We start from the raw sequence: 21426 nt of genomic DNA, 5'->3' as shown, positions 1-21426 counted from the left end.
CGACCTGGGTCGGGGTTTGGGTGGATTATTAACTGTATGATTAATAACGAAATCAGGGACTCTGCCGACGAGCAGTACGGATCGGCACTCATCTGCCCGGGAGTGGCACATGCGATCGCATCGCGATCCCCGTCATCTGACTTCGGAGGTTTTATGCTTGGATTCATTCTGGGTGACATGTACAGCCGCACCAGCGGGTTTCGGCCACCCCCCCGCCTAGGCAAGCACTTCCCCCTCGCCCCCGACTATCAACTGCGCGGTCACACCGGCGCCGCCATCCTGACCATGGAGACCCTGCTCGATACCCCCTATCCCCAGAAGAAGTTCAGGGCCCTGATCTATGGCGCCTTTATCGAGCGCCAGCGTCGCCTCTTTGCCGAGCAGGTGGTCATTGGCCGGATGGAGGAGGGCCAGGACCTGGCGATCGCCATTGACCTCGCCTTTATCAGCACGGCGGTGCCCATCGGTCTGCTCGCCATCTCGGAGGAGATCGCGCTGCTGACCACCCCCCGTCCCACCCAGACCCATCCTCATCAGGAGGCCTTGAGCCAGGCGCTCGACTGTACCGCCATGCTGATGTTCTATGCCAAGGTCATTCGCCAGCGCAATGCGGTGCTTGAGCACATCGGCCACCAGTTCGGCTACAGACCGCAGGCCGGGTTGGTGGCCAGGGTGGGCCACGGCGGGGAAGATGACTATGCCGCCTTCATGGTCAATGTGATGACCTGCATCGCCCATTCGGGCTCCTTCAAGGAGGCGCTGGAGAATGGCGTCAGGATGGGCATGCGCGATCCCGCCTTCTTCTGTATCGTCGGCGCCCTGGCCTCGACCCTGTGGGGAGTGCCCAAACCCTGGGCCCATGAGATCTCCCGTTTCATCCAGCGCCAGCACCCCCACTATCTCCAGATCCTGCTGCGGGGCGAAGCCAGGGTGGGCCGCAGACAGATCAACCTGGAGCCTCCCAAACCGCCGCTCTGTGCACCGGTCAAGCGCCAGGTACACCGCTTCCTGAAGTGGGCCTTCTAGGGCCATGGGAGTGCTCTCGAGGTGCGGGCCCATGGTGCCATCCTATCGGCCCGCCCCTCCTGAGGGTCATCACGGGGCTGTTATCTCACTGACCCCTGATCCCCCGGCTACCTTGCCCAAGAGGGGATGGCCAGAAAAGCCAACGGCTGCACGGGCGACAAGGGGTGGGTAGAAGGTGATCCACCTCGCCTTTTGATGTGAACGTCTTTTGATGTTTGGCGCCATACGATACCATTCGCAGCGTGTGTTCCTGTTGGGGGGGAGGCGCCGCCCATCGCCCCGTGGCTGGCCGCTGGTCCTGTCATGCCCTCGGGATGCACAATCCGGGGCCGCCACGGCAACCCCTTATCGCCATAGCCAACAGGACGGAGTATCAGGATGGCCATTGCCATTGAACAGTCGGACAACACACTGAGGGTCAACAAGGATCGCTACGATCTGGGCCGCATCGTCGGCGTGCAGGTAAAAGCTCTCGGCTGGATGGATCGGCTCAAGAAGAGCTTGTTGCTGGGGGTGGTCACCTCCAGTGTGCTCTTTTACTTCACCCCTTCCTACGAGCAGGCGGGCAACTGGCTCATCGTGCTCTTCCTGCCCCTGGTGGGTTTTCTGTCTGGCGCCCTGATGGGGCTGCTCTCCAGCGCGAAATATGAGTTTTGCATCGAATTTTCCCACGCCGACGAGACGGACGTGCAGTGGATCACCGCCGCCAGGAGTCGGCATGTCGCCGATTATGAGGCCTTCAAGGCGCAGGCGGCCAGGTTGAAAGAGCGGCTCGGGTAGGGTGCACAGAGTGACGGGTCTGCGCCATCTGGCGCCAGGCATAACAACAAGCCCGAACAGGTGCACCTGTTCGGGCTTGTTTCATTAGGGGCGGATGGCGCTCGGGGAGCGGCTCAGGCGGGATAGAGGGCGCCCAGTACCGCCGGGCGGCTAGCGCCGGTCACCGCAGGCAGGTTGCCTGGCTTTCGCTGGATAAAGCGTTGTGCCAGCCAGGCAAAGGCAGCCCCTTCCACCCAGTCCGGTGCAAGGCCGAGCTGGGCGGTACTGGTCAGATGCCAGTCGGGCAGCAGGGTAGCAAGCTCCGCCAGCAGCGGGGCGTTGTGGGCACCGCCGCCGCAGACAAACAGCTCGGGCCGGGTTGGCGCATCACGGTGGGTGGGCAACTGGCGGGCGATGCTGTGGCAGGTGAGGGATTGCAGGGTACGCTGCACATCTGCGGGGGCGTATGCGCAGCCGTCCAGCTCGCCATCGAGCCAGTCGAGGGTGAACATCTCACGCCCCGTGCTCTTGGGGGCGGGGGCGGCGAAGTAGGGGTGAGCCAGCAACTGCTCCAGCAGCGCAGGGATAAGCTTGCCGCTGGCGGCCCACTGGCCACCGTCGTCATAGCTGCCACCGTGGGGCTGGTGGCGGCGATACCAGCCGTCGAGCAGGGTGTTGGCGGGGCCGGTATCGAAGCCATATACCCCTGAACCAGCCCCCCCGTCGGTCTGGCCGGGCAGCACCGAGATATTGGCAATGCCGCCGAGGTTCAGCACGACCCGCAGGGCGCCGGGGCGGGCAAAGAGCGCCTGATGGAAGGCGGGCACCAGGGGTGCCCCCTGACCGCCGAGGGCCATGTCCATGGTGCGAAAATCGGCCACCACGTCGATGCCGGTCAGGGCCGCCAGCAAGGCCGCGTTGCCGATCTGCAGGGTAAAGCCGAGCTGGGGGCGGTGGCGTATGGTCTGGCCGTGACTGCCGATGGCGCGAATCTCCTTGGGAGTCAGCGCCGCCTTGGCGAGCAGGGCCTGGGTGGCGGCGGCAAATTCGCGGGCCACCAGGTTGTCGGCCACCCCCATGCGGTCGATTTCGTTCTCCCCCGGGGTGCAGAGGGCGTGCAGCTCGTGGGCGGTCTCCGCTGGCCAGGGATGGCACAGCGCCGCCTCTACTCGAAGCGCTTCCCTATCCATCGTCACCAGCACGGCGTCGATACCATCCATGCTGGTACCGGACATCAAGCCTATATAGCGTTCCGTCATGACAACCCCTTTCAATGATGCGGGGGAACCGTCCGATGCCGTGTTCCGCCTTGGTCGACAGCGGTCAGCTGTCGTCGCCGTTGCCCTTGTTTCTGGCCAGTTGCAACTCGGGGCTGTCCAGCTTGGCCAGTTGGGGCATGGCCTGGGCCTTGAAGCTGGCCAGCGCCCGCCCGCTGAGAGACTCCGCCTGGGGCAGGTTGAGGGTGCGCGGGTTCTTGTGCACGCCGCCCACCACGAATTCATAGTGCAGGTGCGGGCCTGTGACCCGGCCGGTGCCGCCGAGCAGGCCGATGGTCTGCCCCTGCTTCACTCGCTGCCCCTTGTTGACGGTGCGCTTGGAGAGGTGCAGGTACTTGGTCACGTAGTTGCCCGCGTGCTTGATGAAGACGTAGTTGCCGTTGAACTGGTTATAGCCGGCGGCCACCACGCTGCCGCCGCCCGCCGCCATGATGGGGGTGCCCACCGGCGCCACGTAGTCGATGCCGTTGTGGGGGCGCACCTTGCCGGTGACCGGGTGAAGGCGGCGCGGATTGAAGTTGGAGCTGATGTATTTGAAGTTGACCGGTGCGCGCAGGAAGCTCTTGCGCATCGCCTTGCCGTCCGGGGTGTAGTAGTTGCCATCCGTGTTCAGCACGGCACGGTAGATGGCCCCCTGGTTGACGAACTCGGCGGCCAGGATGTCGCCGGAGGCAACCCGCTCGTCATCCTGGTATTTGTCCTGGTAGACCACCCGGAAGCTGTCCCCCGGTTGCAGGTCCTGGGCAAAGTCGATGTCCCAGCCGAAGATGGCGGCGAGATCCATGATCTGGTCTTCCGTCATGCCCGCTTCGACGGCGGCGCCCCAGAAGCTGGAGCGGATCTCCCCCTGGGCCACCTGTTCGCGGGTGTCGAGCTCGATCTTCACCGGCCTGGCCACGAAGCCGTCATCCCGGCGGTTCACCTTGAGCGCCTGCTCCAGGCTGTGGGGGTAATAGAGGCTGTGCAGCTCGCCGCCCTTGGTGAGCTTGAAGGTGAGCTCCTGACCGGGTTTGAGCAGGCGCAGGGTATCCGTGCCCTCGAGCTGGTCGATGAGGTGCAGATCCGTGGTGCTGAGGCCCAGGCGCTGGAAGATGACCCCCATGTTGTCGCCGCTGCGCACCTTCACCTGTCTGGTGACATAGCGCGGTTTGGGCGGGGTGACGGGCTCGGCCCGTGCCAGTTGCGCCTCCTCGTCGACCTGCTGCTCGACGGCCAGTTCGTTGTCGTTGTCATCGACCCGGGTGGCGACTGCCTGTTCGCTCGGCCAGGCCGCCAGCATCATCACCATGATGCTCAGAATAAGCACCATCTTGCGGTGCCAGTGAGGGAGAGAGTTGAAGGCGTGCCAAAGGACCATGAGAAGCAGACAAAGTTGAACCCGGAAGAAGGTCGGAGTTTACCGCCTTTCCAATTGGCCCGCCATTCCAGTAATATGTCTGGCCCTGTGGAATCGTGATTGGAGAGTCAAAAAATGTCCCAGCTCGAGGTGGCGCTAGCCGAGATCAAGCGCGGAGCGGAAGAAATTCTGGTTGAAGAAGAACTGATCGCCAAGTTGAAGGAAGGGCGCCCCCTGCGCATCAAGCTGGGGATGGACCCGACCGCGCCGGACATCCACCTGGGTCATACCGTGATCCTCAACAAGCTGAAGACCTTCCAGGATCTGGGCCATGAAGTGATCCTGCTGATCGGTGACTTCACCGCCATGGTGGGTGACCCCTCCGGCAAGAACGCCACCCGTCCGCCGCTCTCCGAAGAGGCCATCAAGCACAACGCCCTCACCTATGCCGAGCAGGCGTTCAAGATCCTCGACCCGGCCAAGACCCGCATCGAGTACAACTCCACCTGGCTGAGCGAGCTGGGCGCGACCGGCATGATCAAGCTGGCGGCCAAGCAGACAGTGGCCCGCATGATGGAGCGTGACGACTTCAAGAAGCGCTACTCGGGCGGCCAGTCCATCGCCATTCACGAATTCCTCTATCCGCTGCTGCAAGGCTATGACTCGGTCGCGCTGAAGGCGGACGTCGAGCTCGGCGGTACCGATCAGAAGTTCAACCTGCTGATGGGTCGCGAGCTGCAAAAAGATGCGGGCATGGCGACCCAGTGCGTGCTGATGATGCCGCTGCTGGTAGGCCTCGATGGCGTCAAGAAGATGTCCAAGTCCGCTGCCAACTACATCGGCGTGCACGATGCCCCGGGGGAGATGTTCGGCAAGATCATGTCCATCACCGACGATCTGATGTGGAACTACTACGAACTGCTCTCCTTCCGTCCGCTGGCTGAAATCGAAGAGTTCAAGGCAGGCATTGCTGCCGGCACCCTCAACCCGCGCGACGTGAAGATCTGGCTGGCCAAAGAGATCATCGCCCGTTATCACGACGAGGCGGCGGCCGAAGCGGCCCACGAAGATTTCACCCAGCGTTTCTCCAAGAACGCCATTCCGGACGACATGCCGGAAGTCGAGCTGGCACTGGAAGGGGAAGGGCTGGCCATCGCCAACCTGCTCAAAGACGCCGATCTGGTGGCCACCACCTCCGAAGCGCTGCGCATGATCAAGCAGGGCGCGGTCAAGGTGGATGGCGAGAAGCTGGACGATGGCAAGGCCCTCATCGGTGCCGGTACCGCCGTCTACCAGGTTGGCAAGCGCAAGTTTGCCCGGGTGACCGTGAAGTAAGTCGCCACCTCTGGCGCTGCCATAAGAAAGGCCTCCCTTGCGGAGGCCTTTTTGTTTTTTGGGTGCAGCATGGCGTTCGATGCCATGCAAAGGAGAGGGGCGATCAGCGTTCTCCTACCTGGCGAGCGGCATGGCTCCCGGGGCAGGTACGCAGGTATTGGTGGGGGGTCAGGCCGAACTCCTCCTTGAAGCGCGCGGCAAAGCGGCCGGGGGAGTCGTAGCCACAGGCGAGGGCGGTCTGAAGCGGAGTGAGCCCCTGTTGCAGCAGGGTGAGGGCGTGCCCCAGGCGTACCTGGGTCAGCACCTGGCGAAAGCTGCGCCCTTCGGCGGCCAGTTTGCGGACCAGGGAGGCGCGGCTCATGGCGAAGTGGGTCGCTACCGTCTCCAGCCGGTGATCAAGACCAGGCTCCACGCTGAGGTAACGGGCCAGCCGCTCCCCCAGGGTCATGGTGGTGGCAGGAAAGAGCAGGCCAAGGCCCCCCGCTTCCCTGAGCTCGCCATAAAACCCTTGCAGCAGCTGGGTCTGGGCCGTCTCGCAGAGCTGCCGCTGCGCCATGGTGGTGACGAGATCGAAGCAGAAGGCGAGGGCCGGCGTCACCCTGATGGCCGGTGGCTTGAGGAGATCGAGGGGGCTCTCTGCCAGCCACTCGGCTGGTGGCGGGGCCAGCAGGGTGAGCGCCTGGGAGCGAAACGTGCCCTGCTCCGGCTGGTTGACGAAGGTGAGCCGGTGACCCGCCGGGATCAGCAGCCAGCTCTCCTTGTCAAAGGAGAGGCGCTGCTCCCGCCACCACAGCTGCTTGCGGCCCTGCTGCACCCAGATGAGGGTCGGCGCGTAGATGAGCACCCGGCGCAGGGGCTGCTGGCGGATCCCGAAGTAGTGATTCAGTTGCAGCAGGGGCGTGCTCATCGGGCGGGCTCCTAGGGGGTGGTGAAGGTGGCGGTCAGGGTGGCCTTGCCAAGGGCCAGGCTGTTGAGCATGTAGCCTACCATGGCGGGCGGGGTGTTGGCCTTCACCTCCAGTGCCTTGGGCAGGGCCCAGACGGTGAACTGGTAGCGGTGCATGCCGTGACCGGCGGGCGGGCAGGGGCCGCCATAACCCTGGGTACCGTAGTCGGTGCCAAGCTCCAGCCCCTGCTTGAGCTTGCCGGAGGCATTGCTCGGCAGCTCGCTCTGGCTGGCCGGCAGGTTCACCACCAGCCAGTGCCACCAGCCGCTGCCGGTGGGGGCGTCCGGGTCATAGGCGGTGATGGCGACGCTCTGGGTGCCGGCGGGCAGGCTCTGCCAGCTCAACTGGGGGGAGCGGTTCTCGCCGCTGCAACCAAAGCCGTTGAAGCTGAAGACCTTGTCCATGGGTTCACCCTCGCGGATGTCGGTACTCTTGAGGGTCATGGCGCTGGCGGGCAGGGCCGCGAGGCAGAACAGGGGCAGCAGCGGGATAATGGGGGATCTCATGATGGGCACTCCTTTGTGTGAATATGGCATTCACTCTAAGGGGGCTGGCTCAAAACAGAGTGCCCGTATGGCTCAAATTATGCCATAGAGGTGGCTTTTGTGAGCTGTTCGGGGCTTTTGAGGGGCATAAAAAAACCGGCATCCTGGGATGCCGGTTTTTGGGAGAGGCGAGGGGCCTTAGCGCAGGATCATCTCGTCACGGCCCGGGCCGACGGAGACCATGGGCACCGGCACGCCCAGCAGGGCTTCGATGCGCAGCACATAGTCCTGGGCAGCCTTGGGCAGCTCGGCGAAGGTGCGGCAGCCGCTGATGTCTTCGCTCCAGCTCTCCATCTTCTCGTAGACGGGGGTGAGGGCGGCGGTCTGCGGCCAGATCGGGTTCTCGGTGTGGGCACCTTCGTAGGCCACGCAGATCTTCAGATCCGGCAGACCGGTCAGGCAGTCCAGCTTGGTCAGGGCCACTTCGGTGGCAGCCTGCAGCTCGACGCCGTTCTTGGTGGCGACGGCATCGAAGTAACCCACGTCACGGGGACGGCCGGTGGTGGCGCCGAACTCGTTGGTGATCTTGCGGAACTCGTCCTGGTTTTCCATGGCGGTCAGCAGGGTGCCGGTACCGACGGAGGAGCTGAAGGCCTTGGCCACGGCGATGACGCGCTCCGGGCGCAGGCCCGGCAGACCGCCACCGATGCCGGCGTAGGCGCCGGAAACGTGGGAGGAGGTGACCCAGGGGTATTCGCCGTAGATGAGATCACGGCCGGCACCCAGCTGGGCTTCGAACAGCAGGGTCTTGCCTTCGGCTTGCAGTGCCTTGAGGGGCATGCTGACGTTGCAGACGGCGTCCAGCCAGGGAGCGGACACTTCCAGCAGCCAGTCGGCCATCTCCTGGGCGGTCTGGGTGAATTCGAAGTCCGGATAGAGAGCCTTCATCTGCGGCAGTTTCCAGTCCAGCATGAACTGGATGCGCTCGACCAGCACGTCCGGCTGTTTCAGCCAGCCCACCAGGATCGCCTTTTTCATGACCCGATCACCGTAAGCCGGGGCGATGCCCTGACGGGTGGAGCCGTAGGCGCCGTCACCCAGGCGTTGCTCTTCCAGGGTGTCTTCCAGCGCATGCAGCGGCAGGCAGAGGGTGGCACGGTCAGAGATGGCGAGCTTGGGAATGACGCCGGAGGCCTTGACCTCTTCCAGCTCGACGGTGAGCTTCTCGGGGCTGATCACCATGCCGGGGCCCAGCACGACCAGGCAATCCGGGTTGAAGACGCCGCTCGGCACCTGGTGCAGCTTGAAGGTGCCCAGATCGTTGACCACGGTGTGGCCGGCGTTGTTGCCGCCCTGGAAACGAATACTGGCGCCAGCCTGGCCTGCCAGATAATCGACGATGCGGCCTTTGCCTTCATCACCCCAGTTAGCACCTACGACTACGATAGACGACATGACTCTTTCTCCTAAGACGTTAGGCGTCCATCCTAGGAGCCCCGTGAGGATTAGAAAAATTAATTATCTTTATAATTCCGATAAGGAAGCCATATAATTCCGGTGCAATTATCGACACCGCGCTCCCTTTTGTGGTGACCGTGCCCTGGCGGCGCTGGCCCTGCCACCGACCCGGGAGAAGAGGAACCCCATGCTGGACATTCACTGGCTGCACACCTTCGTCACCCTGGCCCGGTTGCAGCACTTCGGCCAGACGGCCACCGAACTGCACATGACGCAACCCAATGTGAGCCTGCACCTCAAGAACCTGGAGCAGGCGACCCGGGTCAAGCTGGTGGAGCGCAGCCCGTTTCGCCTGACCCAGGCGGGGGAGCGGCTGCTGCAAAGCGCCGAGCGCGCCATCAACGAGTTGCAGCTCTGCCAGTCCGATCTCAATGCCCTGAGCCAGTTGAGCCAGGGGACGCTCGCCATCGCCGCCAGCGACATCATCTCGCGCCTGCTGCTCATCCAGCCGTTCCAGCGCTTCAAGCAGGCCTTCCCCGGCATCGACCTCACCCTGTTCAACACCACCTCGGATCAGGCGGCGGATCTGGTGCGGGCGGGCAAGGCGGATCTGGGCTTCGTGATGGCACAAAAGCGCAGCGAGCCGCTCTTCTACACCGAGTTGCAGCAGGTGACCTGGTGTGCCCTGGGGCACGGCCTGGCCCGCTGGCAGGCGCGGGCCAGCTCGGGGGAGAGCGATCCTCTGGACGAGCCGACCCTGATCCTGCTGGGGCACGACACCCGGACCCGGGCATTGATCGACCCCTCCCTGCCCCTGCTCGGCCTGCCGAGCTGCCGCATCATGGAGGTGGGGAGCGTGGATGCCCAGCTCGACTGGGCCGAGGCGGGCTTTGGCGTCGCCATCGTGCCGGATTTCTCCCTTCACCCCAGGCTCAAGCTGACCGCCCCGGTGACCCGGCTCACCGATTTTCCCGGTACCAGCCTGGGGTACGTGGTGCGCCAGAACCAGGTGCTGTCCCGGGCCATCAAGCAGCTGCTGCACTGGGTGGAGGAGGAGATCCAGAATCCGGCGCTGCTGCTGGCGCCGTGACAGGCCAGGCGCCCGTTCCCGATAACCAAGAGGCCACCCCTGGGGTGGCCTCTTGGTTGGTGTTCATTGCCCGGCGGGGGCTGTGGTCTCCACCGCGTGGCTGGGCGGGCTGGCCGGCATGGCCTCCGGTGATGGCGCCTCCAGCGGCGTTGCCGACGAGGCGGGCGCCTCAGGCGGGGTCAGGGGATGGCCTGGTGCCAGGGTTGCGCTGCCCGGTGTGGGCGGCTCGGTCAGTGCCGGGGCCTGGTTGGTGGAGGCCGCCCCCGAACTGGTTGAGAGGGTCGCGGCGGCCGGCTGCTCCGGCAAGGTGTCGGACCCCTCCAGTGGCGCGGTGCCTTCCAGGGGGCCTGTCCCATCGGTCGGTGTGGCCGCGCTGCTCGCCGGGGACAAGGTCGGCAAGGCACCCGATGTCGCCCCGGCACCGGATGCCGTGAGGGTGTCCGCCGGGAGGGTGGGCACGGCATCCAGCATGCCGGGATGGAGCAGGGCGATGCTACCCGCCTGCATGCCTTCCCAGGTGAGGGTGGTCAGTGCCGGATGCAGCCGGGTGAACTGCTTGAGCCGCTCGTTCAGCACGTCCCGCAGGGTGTGCACCTCGCTCTCGGGCAGACTGGCCAGCGCCACCAGTTCGGCGGTGACGGCGAAGGTATTGACGCCGCTTGTCTGCCCCGGATAGAGGTTGGCGCCAATGCGGCTGCGATCATAGTAGGGGTGCTGCTTGAGCAGCTTGTCCACCTGTTCCCCCTCGATGGGAATGAGGCGGGCCTGACAGCGGCCGGTGAGATCGCCGATGGCCTGATTGGGGTGACCGGCGACCACGAAGGCGGCATCCAGGGTGCCGTCACAGAGCCCCTCCAGCCGGTTGCCCGCGGAGATCACGGGCGGGCGGCTGAAGTCGGCGATCCGCCACCCCATGGCATCGAGCAGGGCCCGGCTGGTGACCCTGTCCCCGGAGTTGGGGGCGCCGACATCGACCCGCTTGCCCTTGATGTCGGCCAGGGTGGTGATGTTGCTGGTGGCGCTGGCAATCAGGGTCAGGGACTCCTTGTGGAGCCGCAAGAGGCTGCGCAGCTGATCGTCCGGGGCCTGGCCCGCGAAGGGGCCGCTGCCGTGCACCGCATGGTAGAGCACATCCGACTGCATCAGGGCGAGCTGTACCTCTCCCTTGGCGAGCGCCGCCAGATTGGCGATGGAGCCCGAGGTACTCTGCACCGTGCAGTGCAGGCCGTGGCGGGCACTCTCCTCGTTGAGCAGGCGGCAGATGGCCCCCCCTGTGGGGTAGTAGACGCCGTTGAGGGCTCCCGTACCGATGGTGACATAGGCGGGGGAGGCGAAGAGGGAGGGCGCCAGCACGGCCGCAAGCCAGGGCAGGGCGGTACGTGGCAGACGCAACAGGGCAGAGAAGGCGAATGGGCGCATAGTGGACCGAAACCGTGGCTGAACATAAGGAGGAGGCGGGCTCATCCGGTGATGAGCCTCATCTTATCCGTATCAGACGGGAAGCTGAACGGATTTTACCGCTTTTGCGCACACCGGGCGGCCTGGGGCCGCCGCCCGGGACGGTTCGCTAGCGGGTCTGGAGAATGGCTTTCTCCATGCGGGCCAGGGCCTCGGTGAGACGGGCCCGGGTGCAGCCAAAGTTGAGCCGCACGAACTGGCCGTTGCCGAACTGGGCACCGGGGGAGAGACCCACGCCCGCCTGTTCGAAGAAGGCGACGGGATCGTCCAGGCCCAGGGCGCTCATGTCGATCCAGGCGAGGTAGGTGGCCTGGTTGCGGGCCAGCTTGACGCCGGGCCAGCGGGCCACGGCCTGCTCGATCAGGGCCAGGTTGCCGGCCAGGTAGTCGAGCTGTTCATTCAGCCACTGCTCGCCCCCCTCATAGGCCGCCTCGGCCGCCACGAACCCCAGCAGATTGACGTCGGCGCTGATGCCGCGCATCGCCTGTTGCAGCTTGAGTCGCAGGCGGGCATTGGGGATCACGGCGAAGGAGCAGCACAGCCCCGCGATGTTGAAGGTCTTGCTCGGCGCCATCATGACGGCGGAGCGTTCGGCCGCCTCCGGGCTCAGGGCACCATAGGGGATGTGGCGGGCATCTTTGTCCAGCAGCAGGTCGCAGTGGATTTCGTCGGAGCAGATCACCAGGTTGTGGCGCTCGGCGATGGCGTCGATGGCCAGCAGCTCTTCCCGGGTGAAGACGGTGCCACCCGGGTTGTGGGGGTTGCACAGCAGCAGCAGATCCGCCGAGGGGGCCTGACGCTCAAGCTCTTCGAGATCCAGCACCCAGCGGCCTTCTTCCTCCACCACGGGGACGGTGAGCAGGGGGCGGTCATTGAAGCCCGGTGCCTGCAGGAAGGGGTAGTAGACCGGCTTGGGGGTGATGATGCCGCGCCCGTGCTGGCTCCAGGCCTTGCAGGCGAGATTGAGGCCCGGCACCACCCCGGGCAGGAAGACGAGCCATTCGGGCTGGATGGTCCAGCCATAGCGGCTGGCCAGACGCGATACGATCAGTTCGATGAGCCGGGGAGAGGGGCGCGAATAGCCGAAGATGCCGTGGGCGACCCGTTTGGTAAGGGCCTCCAGTACGGCGGGGGGAGAGACGAAGTCGGTGTCTGCGACCCACATGGGCAGGACATCCTGACCCTTGTATTTGTCCCATTTCAGGCTCATGGTACCGCTGCGATCTATTTCCCGGTCAAAATCAAACATGTTAAATCCTTGTACTGGCGCTGGATGGGCTTCCAATGTACGGACTTGGACGCCCCCCCGCAACCCTTGAGGTGGCTGTTGATAATGACATAAAATAGCCGCCGCCATACGCCAAGCCCGCCCGCATCTGGCTCCTTTTTTTCTTCCATATCAATGGTATCTCTATGAGTTTGCTGTCTGTTGCCCGCAAGAGGCCGGATCCCGTCTCTCTCTCGTTTCTCGCCGTGACCTTCATGACCGGGGTGGCGGTGGCGCTGCAGGTGCCGACCTTGAGCCTGTTTCTGGCCGAGGAGGTGCAGGTGCGCCCCTTCCTGGTGGGGCTCTTCTACACGGTGAACGCGGTGATCGGCATCCTCATCAGCCAGTGGCTCGGCCACCGCTCCGACAACAAGGGGGATCGCAAGCAGCTGATCCTGCGCTGCTGCTTTGCCGGCATCGTGCTCTCCCTGCTGTTTGCCTGGAACCGGCAGTACTGGTTGCTGGTGAGCCTGGGGGTGCTGCTGGCGAGCCTGACCGCCACCGCCAGCCCGCAGCTGTTCGCCCTGGCGCGGGAATACGCCGACAGCCGCAACAAACAGGCCGACATGTTTAGCTCGGTGCTGCGGGCCCAGTTCTCCCTGGCCTGGGTGATAGGGCCGCCCATCGCCTTCGCGCTCGCCATCGGCTACGGCTTCAAGGTGATGTATCTGGCCTCGGCGCTGGCCTATGTCATCTGCGCCTTCGTGGTGTGGCGCTGGCTTCCCTCCCTGCCGCTGCCGGTGATGGACAGCGAGGTGGAGCGGGTGAGCAGCTGGCGGGATCCGTCGGTGCGGGCGCTCTTCATCGCCTCCACCCTGATGTGGACCTGCAACAGCATGTACCTCATCAACATGCCCCTCTACATCACCCGCGAGCTGGGGCTGGAGGAAAAACTGGCCGGTTTGCTGATGGGCACGGCGGCGGCCCTGGAGATCCCCTTCATGCTGCTGGCGGGCTACTACACCCGGCGCTTTGGCAAGCGGCCCATGATGCTGCTGGCGGTGCTGGCCGGGGTCGGTTTCTATGGCGGTCTCGTGACCCTGTCGAGCCAACATGCCCTCATTGCGCTGCAACTGCTCAATGCCATCTTCATCGGCATCGTGGCCGGCATCGGCATGTCCTATTTCCAGGACTTGATGCCGGGGCGCGCCGGGGTGGCGACCACGCTCTTTTCCAACAGCATCCGCACCGGTTCCATCATGGCGGGGGCCATCGCGGGGACGGTGGCGGAGCTCTGGAGCTTCCACGGGGTCTTCATGGTGGCGGCGGCCCTGGCGCTGATGGCGCTGGCCGCCTGCTGGCGGGTCCCCAACGTATAGGGGATGCAAAAGGGAGCCGATGCCCGGCTGTGCCGGCACCAGTGCCCCGGTCGTGCGGGGAAGAATCGGCCTTACCTGGGGTTGTCTCCCTGGTATTCGATGCGCAGGCAGCGCAGCAACAGCTCGGCCGCCGGCCCCAGCGCCTCCACCGAGGGGGTGAGCAGGTAGGTGTAGAGATAGCGTTCGTTGCCGCCGGTGAGATCGAGCTGCACCAGCGAGCCCTCGGCGAGCTCCTCCTGCACCAGGTGGCGGGGCACCCAGGCGTAACCCATGCCAAGGCGCACCATGTTGAGCACCTCATGATAGTGGGTCGCCTTCCAGCCGGTGTCGTCCGCATCGTTCCAGTCCACCGAGCGGTGGATGGGGGGATGCAGGCTTATCTGGTTGTGGCTGGCCAGCACCTCGGCGGTGATGGGCTCTCCCTGCTCCGCAAGGGGGTGGCCCGCTGCGCACAGAGGAAGCAGACAGACTTCGTCCAGCGGCAGGCCGGTGCGATCCTGGGGCAGGTGCTCGGAGAGCATCAGATCTCCCGCCTGCAGCGCATTGAAGTGGCAGTGGATCCGCTCGTGCAGGTTGATGCGGCAACCGCGGCTGCGGGGATAGAAGTGGGCCAGCGCCCGGTAGAGGCGCTCCCGCGGCTGGACCACGGACACATAGAGGTTGATCTGCGGCTCCCACTGCCGCTCCAGGTTGTTGGCCAGGTTCTCCAGCTCTTCCACCTGCTGGCTGAGCTGGCGCGCCCGCTTGAGGAAGATCTCCCCCGCCGGCGTCAGCACCGCCTTGCGCCCCCGCACCTCCAGCAGGGCCACCCCCAGACTCTGTTGCAGCTTGGCAACCGCATGATTGAGGGAGGATTGGCTCTTGTTCAGCGCCTCGGCAGCCTGGGCATAACCGCCGCAGTCCACCACCGCCTGAAAGATCCGCCATTGCTCAAACGTGCTCTTGGGACGAAACATAGTGCAACCTGTCTGGGGCCGATGGGATTCAACAGGGCGCGCCTTGGCACCCCCTCTTCACTGTAATCCCATCCGGTTGATTTGTTGATTTATTTGGGCTGGGCCACGAAGGTCTTGCCGCTCTGGCCCTGACTGTCACGCCCCATCAGGTAGAGATAGAGGGGCATCAGATCGGCCGGGGTCTTGAGGGTTTGCGGATCTTCCGCCGGGAAGGCGCTGGCCCGCATCCTGGTGCGGGTGCCGCCCGGGTTCAGGGTGTTGACCCGCACCCTGGTGTTCTCCAGCTCGTCCGCCAGCACCTCCATCATGCCTTCGACGGCGAACTTGGAAATGGCATAGGTGCCCCAGTAGGCGCGCCCCTTGCGGCCCACGCTGGAGGAGGTGTAGACGATGGACGCCTCGCCGTGCTCCTTGGCGGTCTGGCGAAGGAGGGGCAGCAGCGCCTGGGTCAGCAGGAATTCGGATTTGACGTTGACCTGCATCACCTCGTCCCACTCCTGCTCCTGAATGTGTTCGAACGGCGACAGGGTGCCGAGCAGCCCGGCGTTGAACAGCACGCCGTCGAGGCGGCCGAACTGCTGAGCGAAGGTCTCCGCCATGCCGCGGTAGTGGGCGGCAGTAGCCCCTTTCAAGTCCACCGGCACGATGGCGGGCAGGGGGTGACCGGCCGTTTCAATCTGGTCGTAGACCGCCTCCAGCTTGGCACTGGTACGCCCGAGCAGGATCACGGTGGCGCCGTGGGCCGCATAGGTGAGGGCCGCTTCGCGGCCGATGCCGTCACCGGCACCCGTCACCAGAATGACCTTGTCCTTGAGCAGATCACGGGGGGCCTGATAGTCGAGCATGTGGACTCCTGTTAACAATGCCTGGCGGCTTGGCGCAACGAATCGAGTGGGCAAGTGTACTGACCCGGCCCGGCAGTTGACCAGTATGAGACGGCAAAAATGTGAATAAAACAGGGCGATAGCGTCGATCCCTCCGTCCTTGGCTCGGGAGATGGCAGAGTTTTTGCGCGAGGGGGGCAAACTCCTTACTATGTGAAAAAACCGGACATAGCGCGGAGCATCAAGTGGCATTTTTGACCGAATACGGCCTGTTTCTGGCCAAGACCCTCACCTTCCTGCTGGCCATCGGCGCCGTCATCCTGATGGTGGCGAGCAGCCGCCAGCCCAAATCCCGCAAGGGGGAGCTGGTGGTGACCGATCTCTCCGGCGAGCTGGAGCAGGGGCGCCATCAACTGCAGGCAGCCCTGGCGGGCAAGGCCGAGCGCAAGCAGATGGAGAAGACCCGCAAGGCGGAGCACAAGGCCAAAGCCAAGGGGGAGGATGAGCGCAGCCGGCTGTTCGTCATCGACTTCAACGGCAGTATGGATGCCAAGGAGGTGGCCTCCCTGCGGGAAGAGGTGAGCGCCGTGATAGGCGTGGCCCGCCCCGGGGACGAGGTGCTGCTGCGCCTCGAATCCGGCGGCGGCGTGGTGCACGGCTACGGCCTGGCCGCCTCCCAGTTGCAGCGGCTGCGGGACAAGGACATCACGCTGACCGTGGCCATCGACAAGGTGGCGGCGAGCGGTGGCTACATGATGGCCTGCGTCGCGGACAAGATCCTGGCGGCGCCGTTCGCCATCGTCGGATCCATCGGTGTCATTGCCCAGATGCCGAACTTCAACAAGCTGCTCAAGAAGCACGACATCGAATTCGAGATGCACACCGCAGGCCAGTACAAGCGCACCATCACCATGTTCGGCGAGAACGACGATCTGGGGCGGGAGAAGTTTCGCGAGGAGCTGGGGGCCATCCACGAGCAGTTCAAGGCCTTCGTGGCCGAGCACAGACCCGGTCTCGACATCGACAAGGTGACCACCGGCGAGCATTGGCTGGCGAGCCAGGCCAAGCAGCTCGGTCTGGTGGATGCGCTTTGCACCAGCGATGACTACCTGCTGGCCCAGGCCAGCCATCACAAGGTGGTCGGCATCCGCTACAGCAAACCAAGGAGCCTGACCCAGAAGCTTGGCAAGCAGGCGGCACTGGGGCTGGAGGGGGCCCTCGGCCGCCTGTGGCAGCAGAGCCCCTGGCGCTGAGAACCTGTTTCGAGCTTACTGCGAGGTCGTGATCAAGGCTCATGTGCTGCTCGGAATCCTCATGTGTATCTACACACTCCGGTTCCTGCGCTGCTCTTCACCTTGCTGACGATCTCTCGCTACAGCTCATGAACAGGTTTTATAGCTCAGTGCAAAGGACTAAAAAGAGAGCCGGGCATTGCCCGGCTCTCTTTTTTTATTGCGTCGGCTCTGCAGGCCGATGGCGCACCTCAGCGCTGGAAGGGGTAGACGGAACCCAGTTTCAGGATCTGGGTCAGCTCGTCCAGGGCGGTGCGGGTCTCCAGCACCAGGGAGGGGTCCCGCAGATCGTCCAGCGCCAGGCTGTCGCGATAGTGCTTCTCGACCCACTGATCCAGGCGGGCAAACTGGTTGTCGGTGATGAGGCAGGCCGGGTTGACCGCGGCGAGCTCGGTGTCGTTCATGGCAACCCGCAGGCGCAGACAGGCGGGGCCGCCGCCGTTTCTCATGCTCTGCTTCACGTCCATGTAGTGGACGTCCTTGATGGGGGTGCCCAGGGTCACCAGCCTGGCCAGATAGGCGGACACCGCCGGGTTGTCGCGGCATTCGGTGGGGGCGATGATCGCCATCTCGCCGGATGGCAGGGTGAGGATCTGGGTGTTGAACAGGTAGGACTTCACCGCATCCTGCACCGACACTTCGCTGGTCGGCACTTCGATGAAGTGCAGATCCCCCTCGCCGAACTTGGTACGCACCTCGGCCAGAGCAGCCTCGGTATTGAGGAACGCCTGCTGGTGGAAGAAGAGCACGTTCTGGTTGCCCACCGCGATGACATCGTTGTGGAACACCCCCTGATCGATCACGTCCGGGTTCTGTTGAATGAAGACCGCACTCTCATCCCCCAGGCCATGCAGGCGGGCGATGGCCTGGCTCGCCTCCAGGGTCTGGCGGGCCGGATAGCGTTTGGGCGCGGGCTGGGAGACGTCGAAGGCGCTGCGGCCATAGACGAACAGCTCGACCCCCGCTTCGCCATAGGCGCGGCACAGCCGGGTGTGGTTGGCGGCGCCTTCGTCACCGAAGTGGTCGTTCTCCGGCAGATGTTGGTGGTGATAGAAGTGGCGATCGTTGTTGAACACGGCCCGCAGGATGCGCCCGGTCACCTCGGGCTCCAGGGAGCGGTGGAACTTGTTGGTCAGGTTGGCGGGGGTGAAGTGAATGCGGCCATCCTGGGTGTCGGCGCTCGGGGAGACGGTGGCGGCGTTGGCGGTCCACATGCTGGAGGCCGAATAGCAGGCGGCCAGCACGGCGGGGGCCTGTCTGGCGGCCTGGGCCAGGACGCTGGCGTCGTTGCCGGTGAAGCCCAGGCGGCGCAGGGTCGCGAGATCCGGTCTCTCCTGAGGAGCCAGCACGCCCTGCACCATGCCGAGGTCGGTCAGCGCCTTCATCTTGCGCAGCCCCTGCTTGGCCGCTTCCTTGGGGTTGGAGGCCTCTTTGGCGTTGCTCTGGGAGGCGACGTTGCCATAGGAGAGGCCGGCATAGTTGTGGGTGGGGCCGACCAGGCCGTCGAAGTTGACCTCGAAGTGCTTCATGATCACATCCTTTCGATTTTTATATGGGGAGCGGTTCCTTCCGCGCACAAAGCTGCGGTGTGCGGCCATTATAAAGAGATTTCATCCTTTGTAACAAGCTGATAACCAGAATGGGTTTTTATGTCACAAGGGTGGCTGGATATGTCATTTCCAATCTAAAAAAGGGGGGGATATAGCATAAAAACAAAAAAGCGGTTGCTTCCCGCGCCCCGGCTTCGCATTAATAAATAAAGAAGCAGGGCGGTTCGGGCTGTCGGGCAAATTGACCCGCAAGATTGCTTTTTCCCGTCAAATCTCTTATACAGCCCCACAAAACCGCACGCCAACCCCGTCGGGTGCAATGAGGATAATAGTTACAGCATGGGCAAATCACTGGTCATCGTGGAGTCTCCGGCCAAGGCCAAGACCATCAACAAATATTTGGGCAAGGACTACGTGGTGAAATCCAGCGTAGGCCACGTGCGCGATCTGCCGACCAGCGGCAGCGCCAGCACCGAGCCCAAAAAACCTGTCATTCGCGGCATCAAGCTCAGCGAATCCGAGAAGGCGGCCAAGGATCGCAACGCCCTGTTCTCAAGGATGGGCATCAACCCGACCGCAGGCTGGCAGGCCAACTACCAGATTTTGCCCGGCAAGGAAAAAGTGGTCAGCGAGTTGCAAAGTCTGGCCGCCAAGGCTGACACCATCTATCTCGCAACCGACTTGGATAGAGAGGGGGAAGCGATCGCCTGGCACCTGCGCGAGATCATCGGTGGCGACGACAGCCGCTACAAGCGCGTGGTGTTCAACGAGATCACCAAGAGCGCCATCCAGGAGGCGTTCGCCCAGCCGTCCGAGTTGAACATTCATCGCGTCAACGCCCAGCAGGCCCGTCGTTTCCTCGACCGGGTGGTGGGTTACATGGTCTCCCCGCTCTTGTGGAAGAAGCTGGCCCGCGGCCTCTCCGCCGGTCGGGTGCAATCCGTCGCGGTGCGCCTCATCGTCGACAAGGAGCGCGAGATCAAGGCGTTCGTGCCGGTGGAGTTCTGGGATCTCAACGCCGACCTGCTGACCGCCGAGAAGAGCGAGCTGCGCATGGAGGTGGTCAGCCGCAACGGAGCCGACTTCAAGCCGGTGACCCAGGCCGAGACCTTCGCCGCCGTGGCGGCCCTGGAAGGGGTCGACTACAAGGTGGTGAACCGGGAAGACAAGCCGACCGGCTCCAAGCCGTCCGCTCCCTTTATCACGTCCACCCTGCAGCAGGCGGCTTCTACCCGTCTGAGCTTCGGGGTCAAGAAGACCATGATGATGGCCCAGCGTCTCTATGAAGCGGGTTACATCACTTATATGCGTACCGACTCCACCAACCTCAGCAAAGAGGCGGTGGACGCGGTGCGGGAATACATCGGCGAGCAGTATGGTGCCGCCTACCTGCCGAGCGAGCCGAACCTCTACGGCGCCAAGGCCAATGCCCAGGAGGCCCACGAGGCGATCCGCCCCTCCAGCGTCCAGGTGACTGCCGAGATGCTGGAAGGGATGGAGCCCGATGCCATGCGGCTCTATGACCTCATCTGGCGCCAGTTTGTCGCCTGCCAGATGACCCCGGCCCAGTACGACTCCTCCACCCTGACCGTCAAGGCAGGGGAGTTCGAGCTCAAGGCGCGCGGTCGCACCCTGCGCTTCGCCGGCTGGACCAAGGCCCTGCCGCCCATGGGCCGCAAGGGTGAAGACAGCCAGCTGCCGGCGGTGACCGTCGGCGAGGTGCTGAAACTGGTCAAGCTGGATCCGCGCCAGCACTTCACCAAGCCGCCCGCCCGCTTCACCGAAGCGGCCCTGGTACGCGAGCTGGAAAAGCGCGGCATCGGCCGTCCGTCCACTTACGCCTCCATCATCTCCACCATCGTCGACCGTGGGTATGTGCGGGTCGAGAGCCGCCGCTTCTTCGCCGAGAAGATGGGGGAGATCGTCACCGACCGCCTGGTGGAAAACTTCGTCGAGCTGATGAACTACGAGTTCACCGCCAAGATGGAAGACAAGCTCGACGGCATCGCCGAGGGGAGCCTGGAGTGGAAGAAGGTGCTCGACGCCTTCTACGCCGAGTTCACCCAGGAGCTGGAGCAGGCCGACAAGCCCCATGAAGAGGGGGGCATGCGTGCCAACCAGATGGTGCTGACCGACATCGACTGCCCGGATTGTGGCCGCAAGATGGGTATCCGTACCGCCACCACCGGCGTCTTCCTCGGCTGCTCCGGCTATGCCCTGCCGCCCAAGGAGCGCTGCAAGAAGACCATCAACCTGGTCAGTGCGGACGAGTTCGTCTCCGCCACCGACGGGGACGAGGCGGAAACCGATGCCCTGCGTGCCAAGCATCGCTGCGGGATCTGCGGCACCGCGATGGACGCCTACATCATCGACGATAGCCGCAAGTTGCACGTCTGCGGTCGCAACCCGGATTGCGATGGCTACGAGGTGGAACAGGGGCAGTTCAAGCTCAAGGGCTACGAAGGGCCGAGCATCGAGTGCGATCGCTGCGGCTCCGAGATGCAGCTCAAGAACGGCCGTTTCGGCAAATACATGGGTTGCACCAACGAGAGCTGCAAGAACACCCGCAAGATCCTGAAAAATGGCGACATTGCGCCGCCGAAAGAGGATCCGGTACCCCTGCCCGAGCTGAAATGTACCCAGTCCGACGCCCACTTCGTGCTGCGGGACGGCGCCGCCGGCCTCTTCTTGGCCGCCAGCAACTTCCCCAAATCCCGCGAGACCCGTGCGCCCCTGGTGGAGGAGCTCAAGCGCTTCCGCGATCGCCTCTCCCCCAAGCACCAGTACCTGGCGGACGCCCCGGCGTCAGATCCTGACGGAAACGCCTCCGTGGTGCGCTTCAGCCGCAAGACCAAGGAGCAGTACGTGATGACCGAGGTCAACGGCAAGGCGACCGGCTGGACAGCCCATTACGACAACGGAAAATGGCAGGAGAGCCTGCCCAAGGCGAAGAAAGCCTGATGGCGACGCCGCTCACAGCATGATGAAAGAGGCCCCTTGCGAGGGGCTTCTTTGTTGGTGGATGGCGATATACTGGAATGGCTGCAT

At 64.1% G+C, this 21426-nt stretch carries 17 protein-coding genes; 7 read left to right on the top strand and 10 right to left on the bottom strand.

All coding sequences use genetic code 11. The features are described from left to right. Positions 1–153 precede the first annotated feature (153 nt). Entirely contained in the window at positions 154–1026 is an 873-nt protein-coding gene (locus tag PG883_RS04695; RefSeq protein ID WP_270806997.1) for a hypothetical protein, read from the top strand. 378 nt (positions 1027–1404) lie between these two features. Beyond that, on the top strand, positions 1405–1806 hold the full coding sequence (locus tag PG883_RS04690; protein WP_270806996.1) for a hypothetical protein: 402 nt from the start codon (positions 1405–1407) through the stop codon (positions 1804–1806). A 113-nt stretch (positions 1807–1919) separates the two neighbouring features. Here PG883_RS04690 and PG883_RS04685 read toward each other — a convergent pair whose 3' ends face one another. Together PG883_RS04685 and PG883_RS04680 are read right to left on the bottom strand one after the other, a co-directional pair. Next, positions 1920–3044 carry an anhydro-N-acetylmuramic acid kinase gene (locus PG883_RS04685; RefSeq protein ID WP_270806995.1) on the bottom strand — a complete coding sequence of 375 codons (1125 nt, stop codon included), beginning with the start codon at positions 3042–3044 and terminating at the stop codon, positions 1920–1922. A 64-nt stretch (positions 3045–3108) separates the two neighbouring features. Further along, positions 3109–4419, bottom strand: a complete 1311-nt coding sequence (locus tag PG883_RS04680; protein WP_041212599.1) for a peptidoglycan DD-metalloendopeptidase family protein — start codon at positions 4417–4419, stop codon at positions 3109–3111. 114 nt (positions 4420–4533) lie between these two features. Between PG883_RS04680 and tyrS the strand changes: the two genes are divergently transcribed. After that, positions 4534–5733, top strand: a complete 1200-nt coding sequence (tyrS, locus tag PG883_RS04675) for a tyrosine--tRNA ligase (RefSeq protein ID WP_045525179.1) — start codon at positions 4534–4536, stop codon at positions 5731–5733. A 103-nt stretch (positions 5734–5836) separates the two neighbouring features. Here tyrS and PG883_RS04670 read toward each other — a convergent pair whose 3' ends face one another. The 3 genes from PG883_RS04670 to PG883_RS04660 all read right to left on the bottom strand — a co-directional run bounded on the left by PG883_RS04670 (position 5837) and on the right by PG883_RS04660 (position 8619). Beyond that, positions 5837–6640 (bottom strand): helix-turn-helix transcriptional regulator, encoded by an 804-nt coding sequence (locus tag PG883_RS04670; protein ID WP_270806994.1) that lies wholly within the window; start codon positions 6638–6640, stop codon positions 5837–5839. 11 nt (positions 6641–6651) lie between these two features. Continuing rightward, the gene (locus PG883_RS04665; protein WP_104452507.1) at positions 6652–7185 is read right to left on the bottom strand and encodes a YbhB/YbcL family Raf kinase inhibitor-like protein; all 534 of its coding nucleotides are present in this window, start codon (positions 7183–7185) and stop codon (positions 6652–6654) included. A 177-nt stretch (positions 7186–7362) separates the two neighbouring features. Further along, the gene (locus PG883_RS04660) at positions 7363–8619 is read right to left on the bottom strand and encodes an adenylosuccinate synthetase (RefSeq protein ID WP_010673886.1); all 1257 of its coding nucleotides are present in this window, start codon (positions 8617–8619) and stop codon (positions 7363–7365) included. A 190-nt stretch (positions 8620–8809) separates the two neighbouring features. Between PG883_RS04660 and PG883_RS04655 the strand changes: the two genes are divergently transcribed. Next, a complete protein-coding gene (locus tag PG883_RS04655; protein ID WP_041212603.1) occupies positions 8810–9712 on the top strand; it encodes a LysR family transcriptional regulator in 903 nt (300 codons plus the stop codon). 63 nt (positions 9713–9775) lie between these two features. Here the strand turns inward: PG883_RS04655 and PG883_RS04650 are convergent, their stop codons facing one another. Then, entirely contained in the window at positions 9776–11131 is a 1356-nt protein-coding gene (locus PG883_RS04650; RefSeq protein ID WP_104452508.1) for a TAXI family TRAP transporter solute-binding subunit, read from the bottom strand. Positions 11132–11279: 148 nt separating this feature from the next. Continuing rightward, positions 11280–12419: a MalY/PatB family protein gene (locus PG883_RS04645; protein ID WP_010673889.1), complete on the bottom strand. Its 1140-nt coding sequence runs from the start codon at positions 12417–12419 to the stop codon at positions 11280–11282. A gap of 164 nt (positions 12420–12583) precedes the next feature. On the opposite strand from PG883_RS04645, the gene PG883_RS04640 reads away from it, so the two are divergent. Next, positions 12584–13756, top strand: a complete 1173-nt coding sequence (locus tag PG883_RS04640) for an MFS transporter (protein WP_069652864.1) — start codon at positions 12584–12586, stop codon at positions 13754–13756. A 71-nt stretch (positions 13757–13827) separates the two neighbouring features. On the opposite strand, the gene PG883_RS04635 is transcribed toward PG883_RS04640, so the two are convergent. After that, positions 13828–14712: a LysR family transcriptional regulator gene (locus tag PG883_RS04635; protein WP_042015608.1), complete on the bottom strand. Its 885-nt coding sequence runs from the start codon at positions 14710–14712 to the stop codon at positions 13828–13830. A gap of 89 nt (positions 14713–14801) precedes the next feature. Next, the gene (locus PG883_RS04630) at positions 14802–15557 is read right to left on the bottom strand and encodes a YciK family oxidoreductase (protein WP_270806993.1); all 756 of its coding nucleotides are present in this window, start codon (positions 15555–15557) and stop codon (positions 14802–14804) included. A gap of 224 nt (positions 15558–15781) precedes the next feature. On the opposite strand from PG883_RS04630, the gene sohB reads away from it, so the two are divergent. Further along, the gene (gene sohB, locus PG883_RS04625; RefSeq protein ID WP_042880316.1) at positions 15782–16789 is read left to right on the top strand and encodes a protease SohB; all 1008 of its coding nucleotides are present in this window, start codon (positions 15782–15784) and stop codon (positions 16787–16789) included. Between the two features lie 230 nt (positions 16790–17019). Here sohB and astB read toward each other — a convergent pair whose 3' ends face one another. After that, positions 17020–18357, bottom strand: coding sequence for an N-succinylarginine dihydrolase (gene astB / locus PG883_RS04620; protein WP_270806992.1), 1338 nt, complete (start codon positions 18355–18357; stop codon positions 17020–17022). Positions 18358–18717: 360 nt separating this feature from the next. Here astB and topA point away from each other — a divergent pair, with 360 nt between their 5' ends. Next, complete coding sequence (gene topA, locus PG883_RS04615; RefSeq protein WP_010673895.1) at positions 18718–21339, top strand: type I DNA topoisomerase; 2622 nt, start codon at positions 18718–18720, stop codon at positions 21337–21339. Positions 21340–21426 lie beyond the last annotated feature (87 nt).

Origin of the sequence: Aeromonas sp. QDB25 (assembly GCF_027707725.1) — a bacterium.
GTDB classification, from domain to species: domain Bacteria; phylum Pseudomonadota; class Gammaproteobacteria; order Enterobacterales; family Aeromonadaceae; genus Aeromonas; species Aeromonas caviae.
Note: the sequence above shows the minus strand (reverse complement) of the source record. Positions and strands in the feature narration are given on the sequence as shown.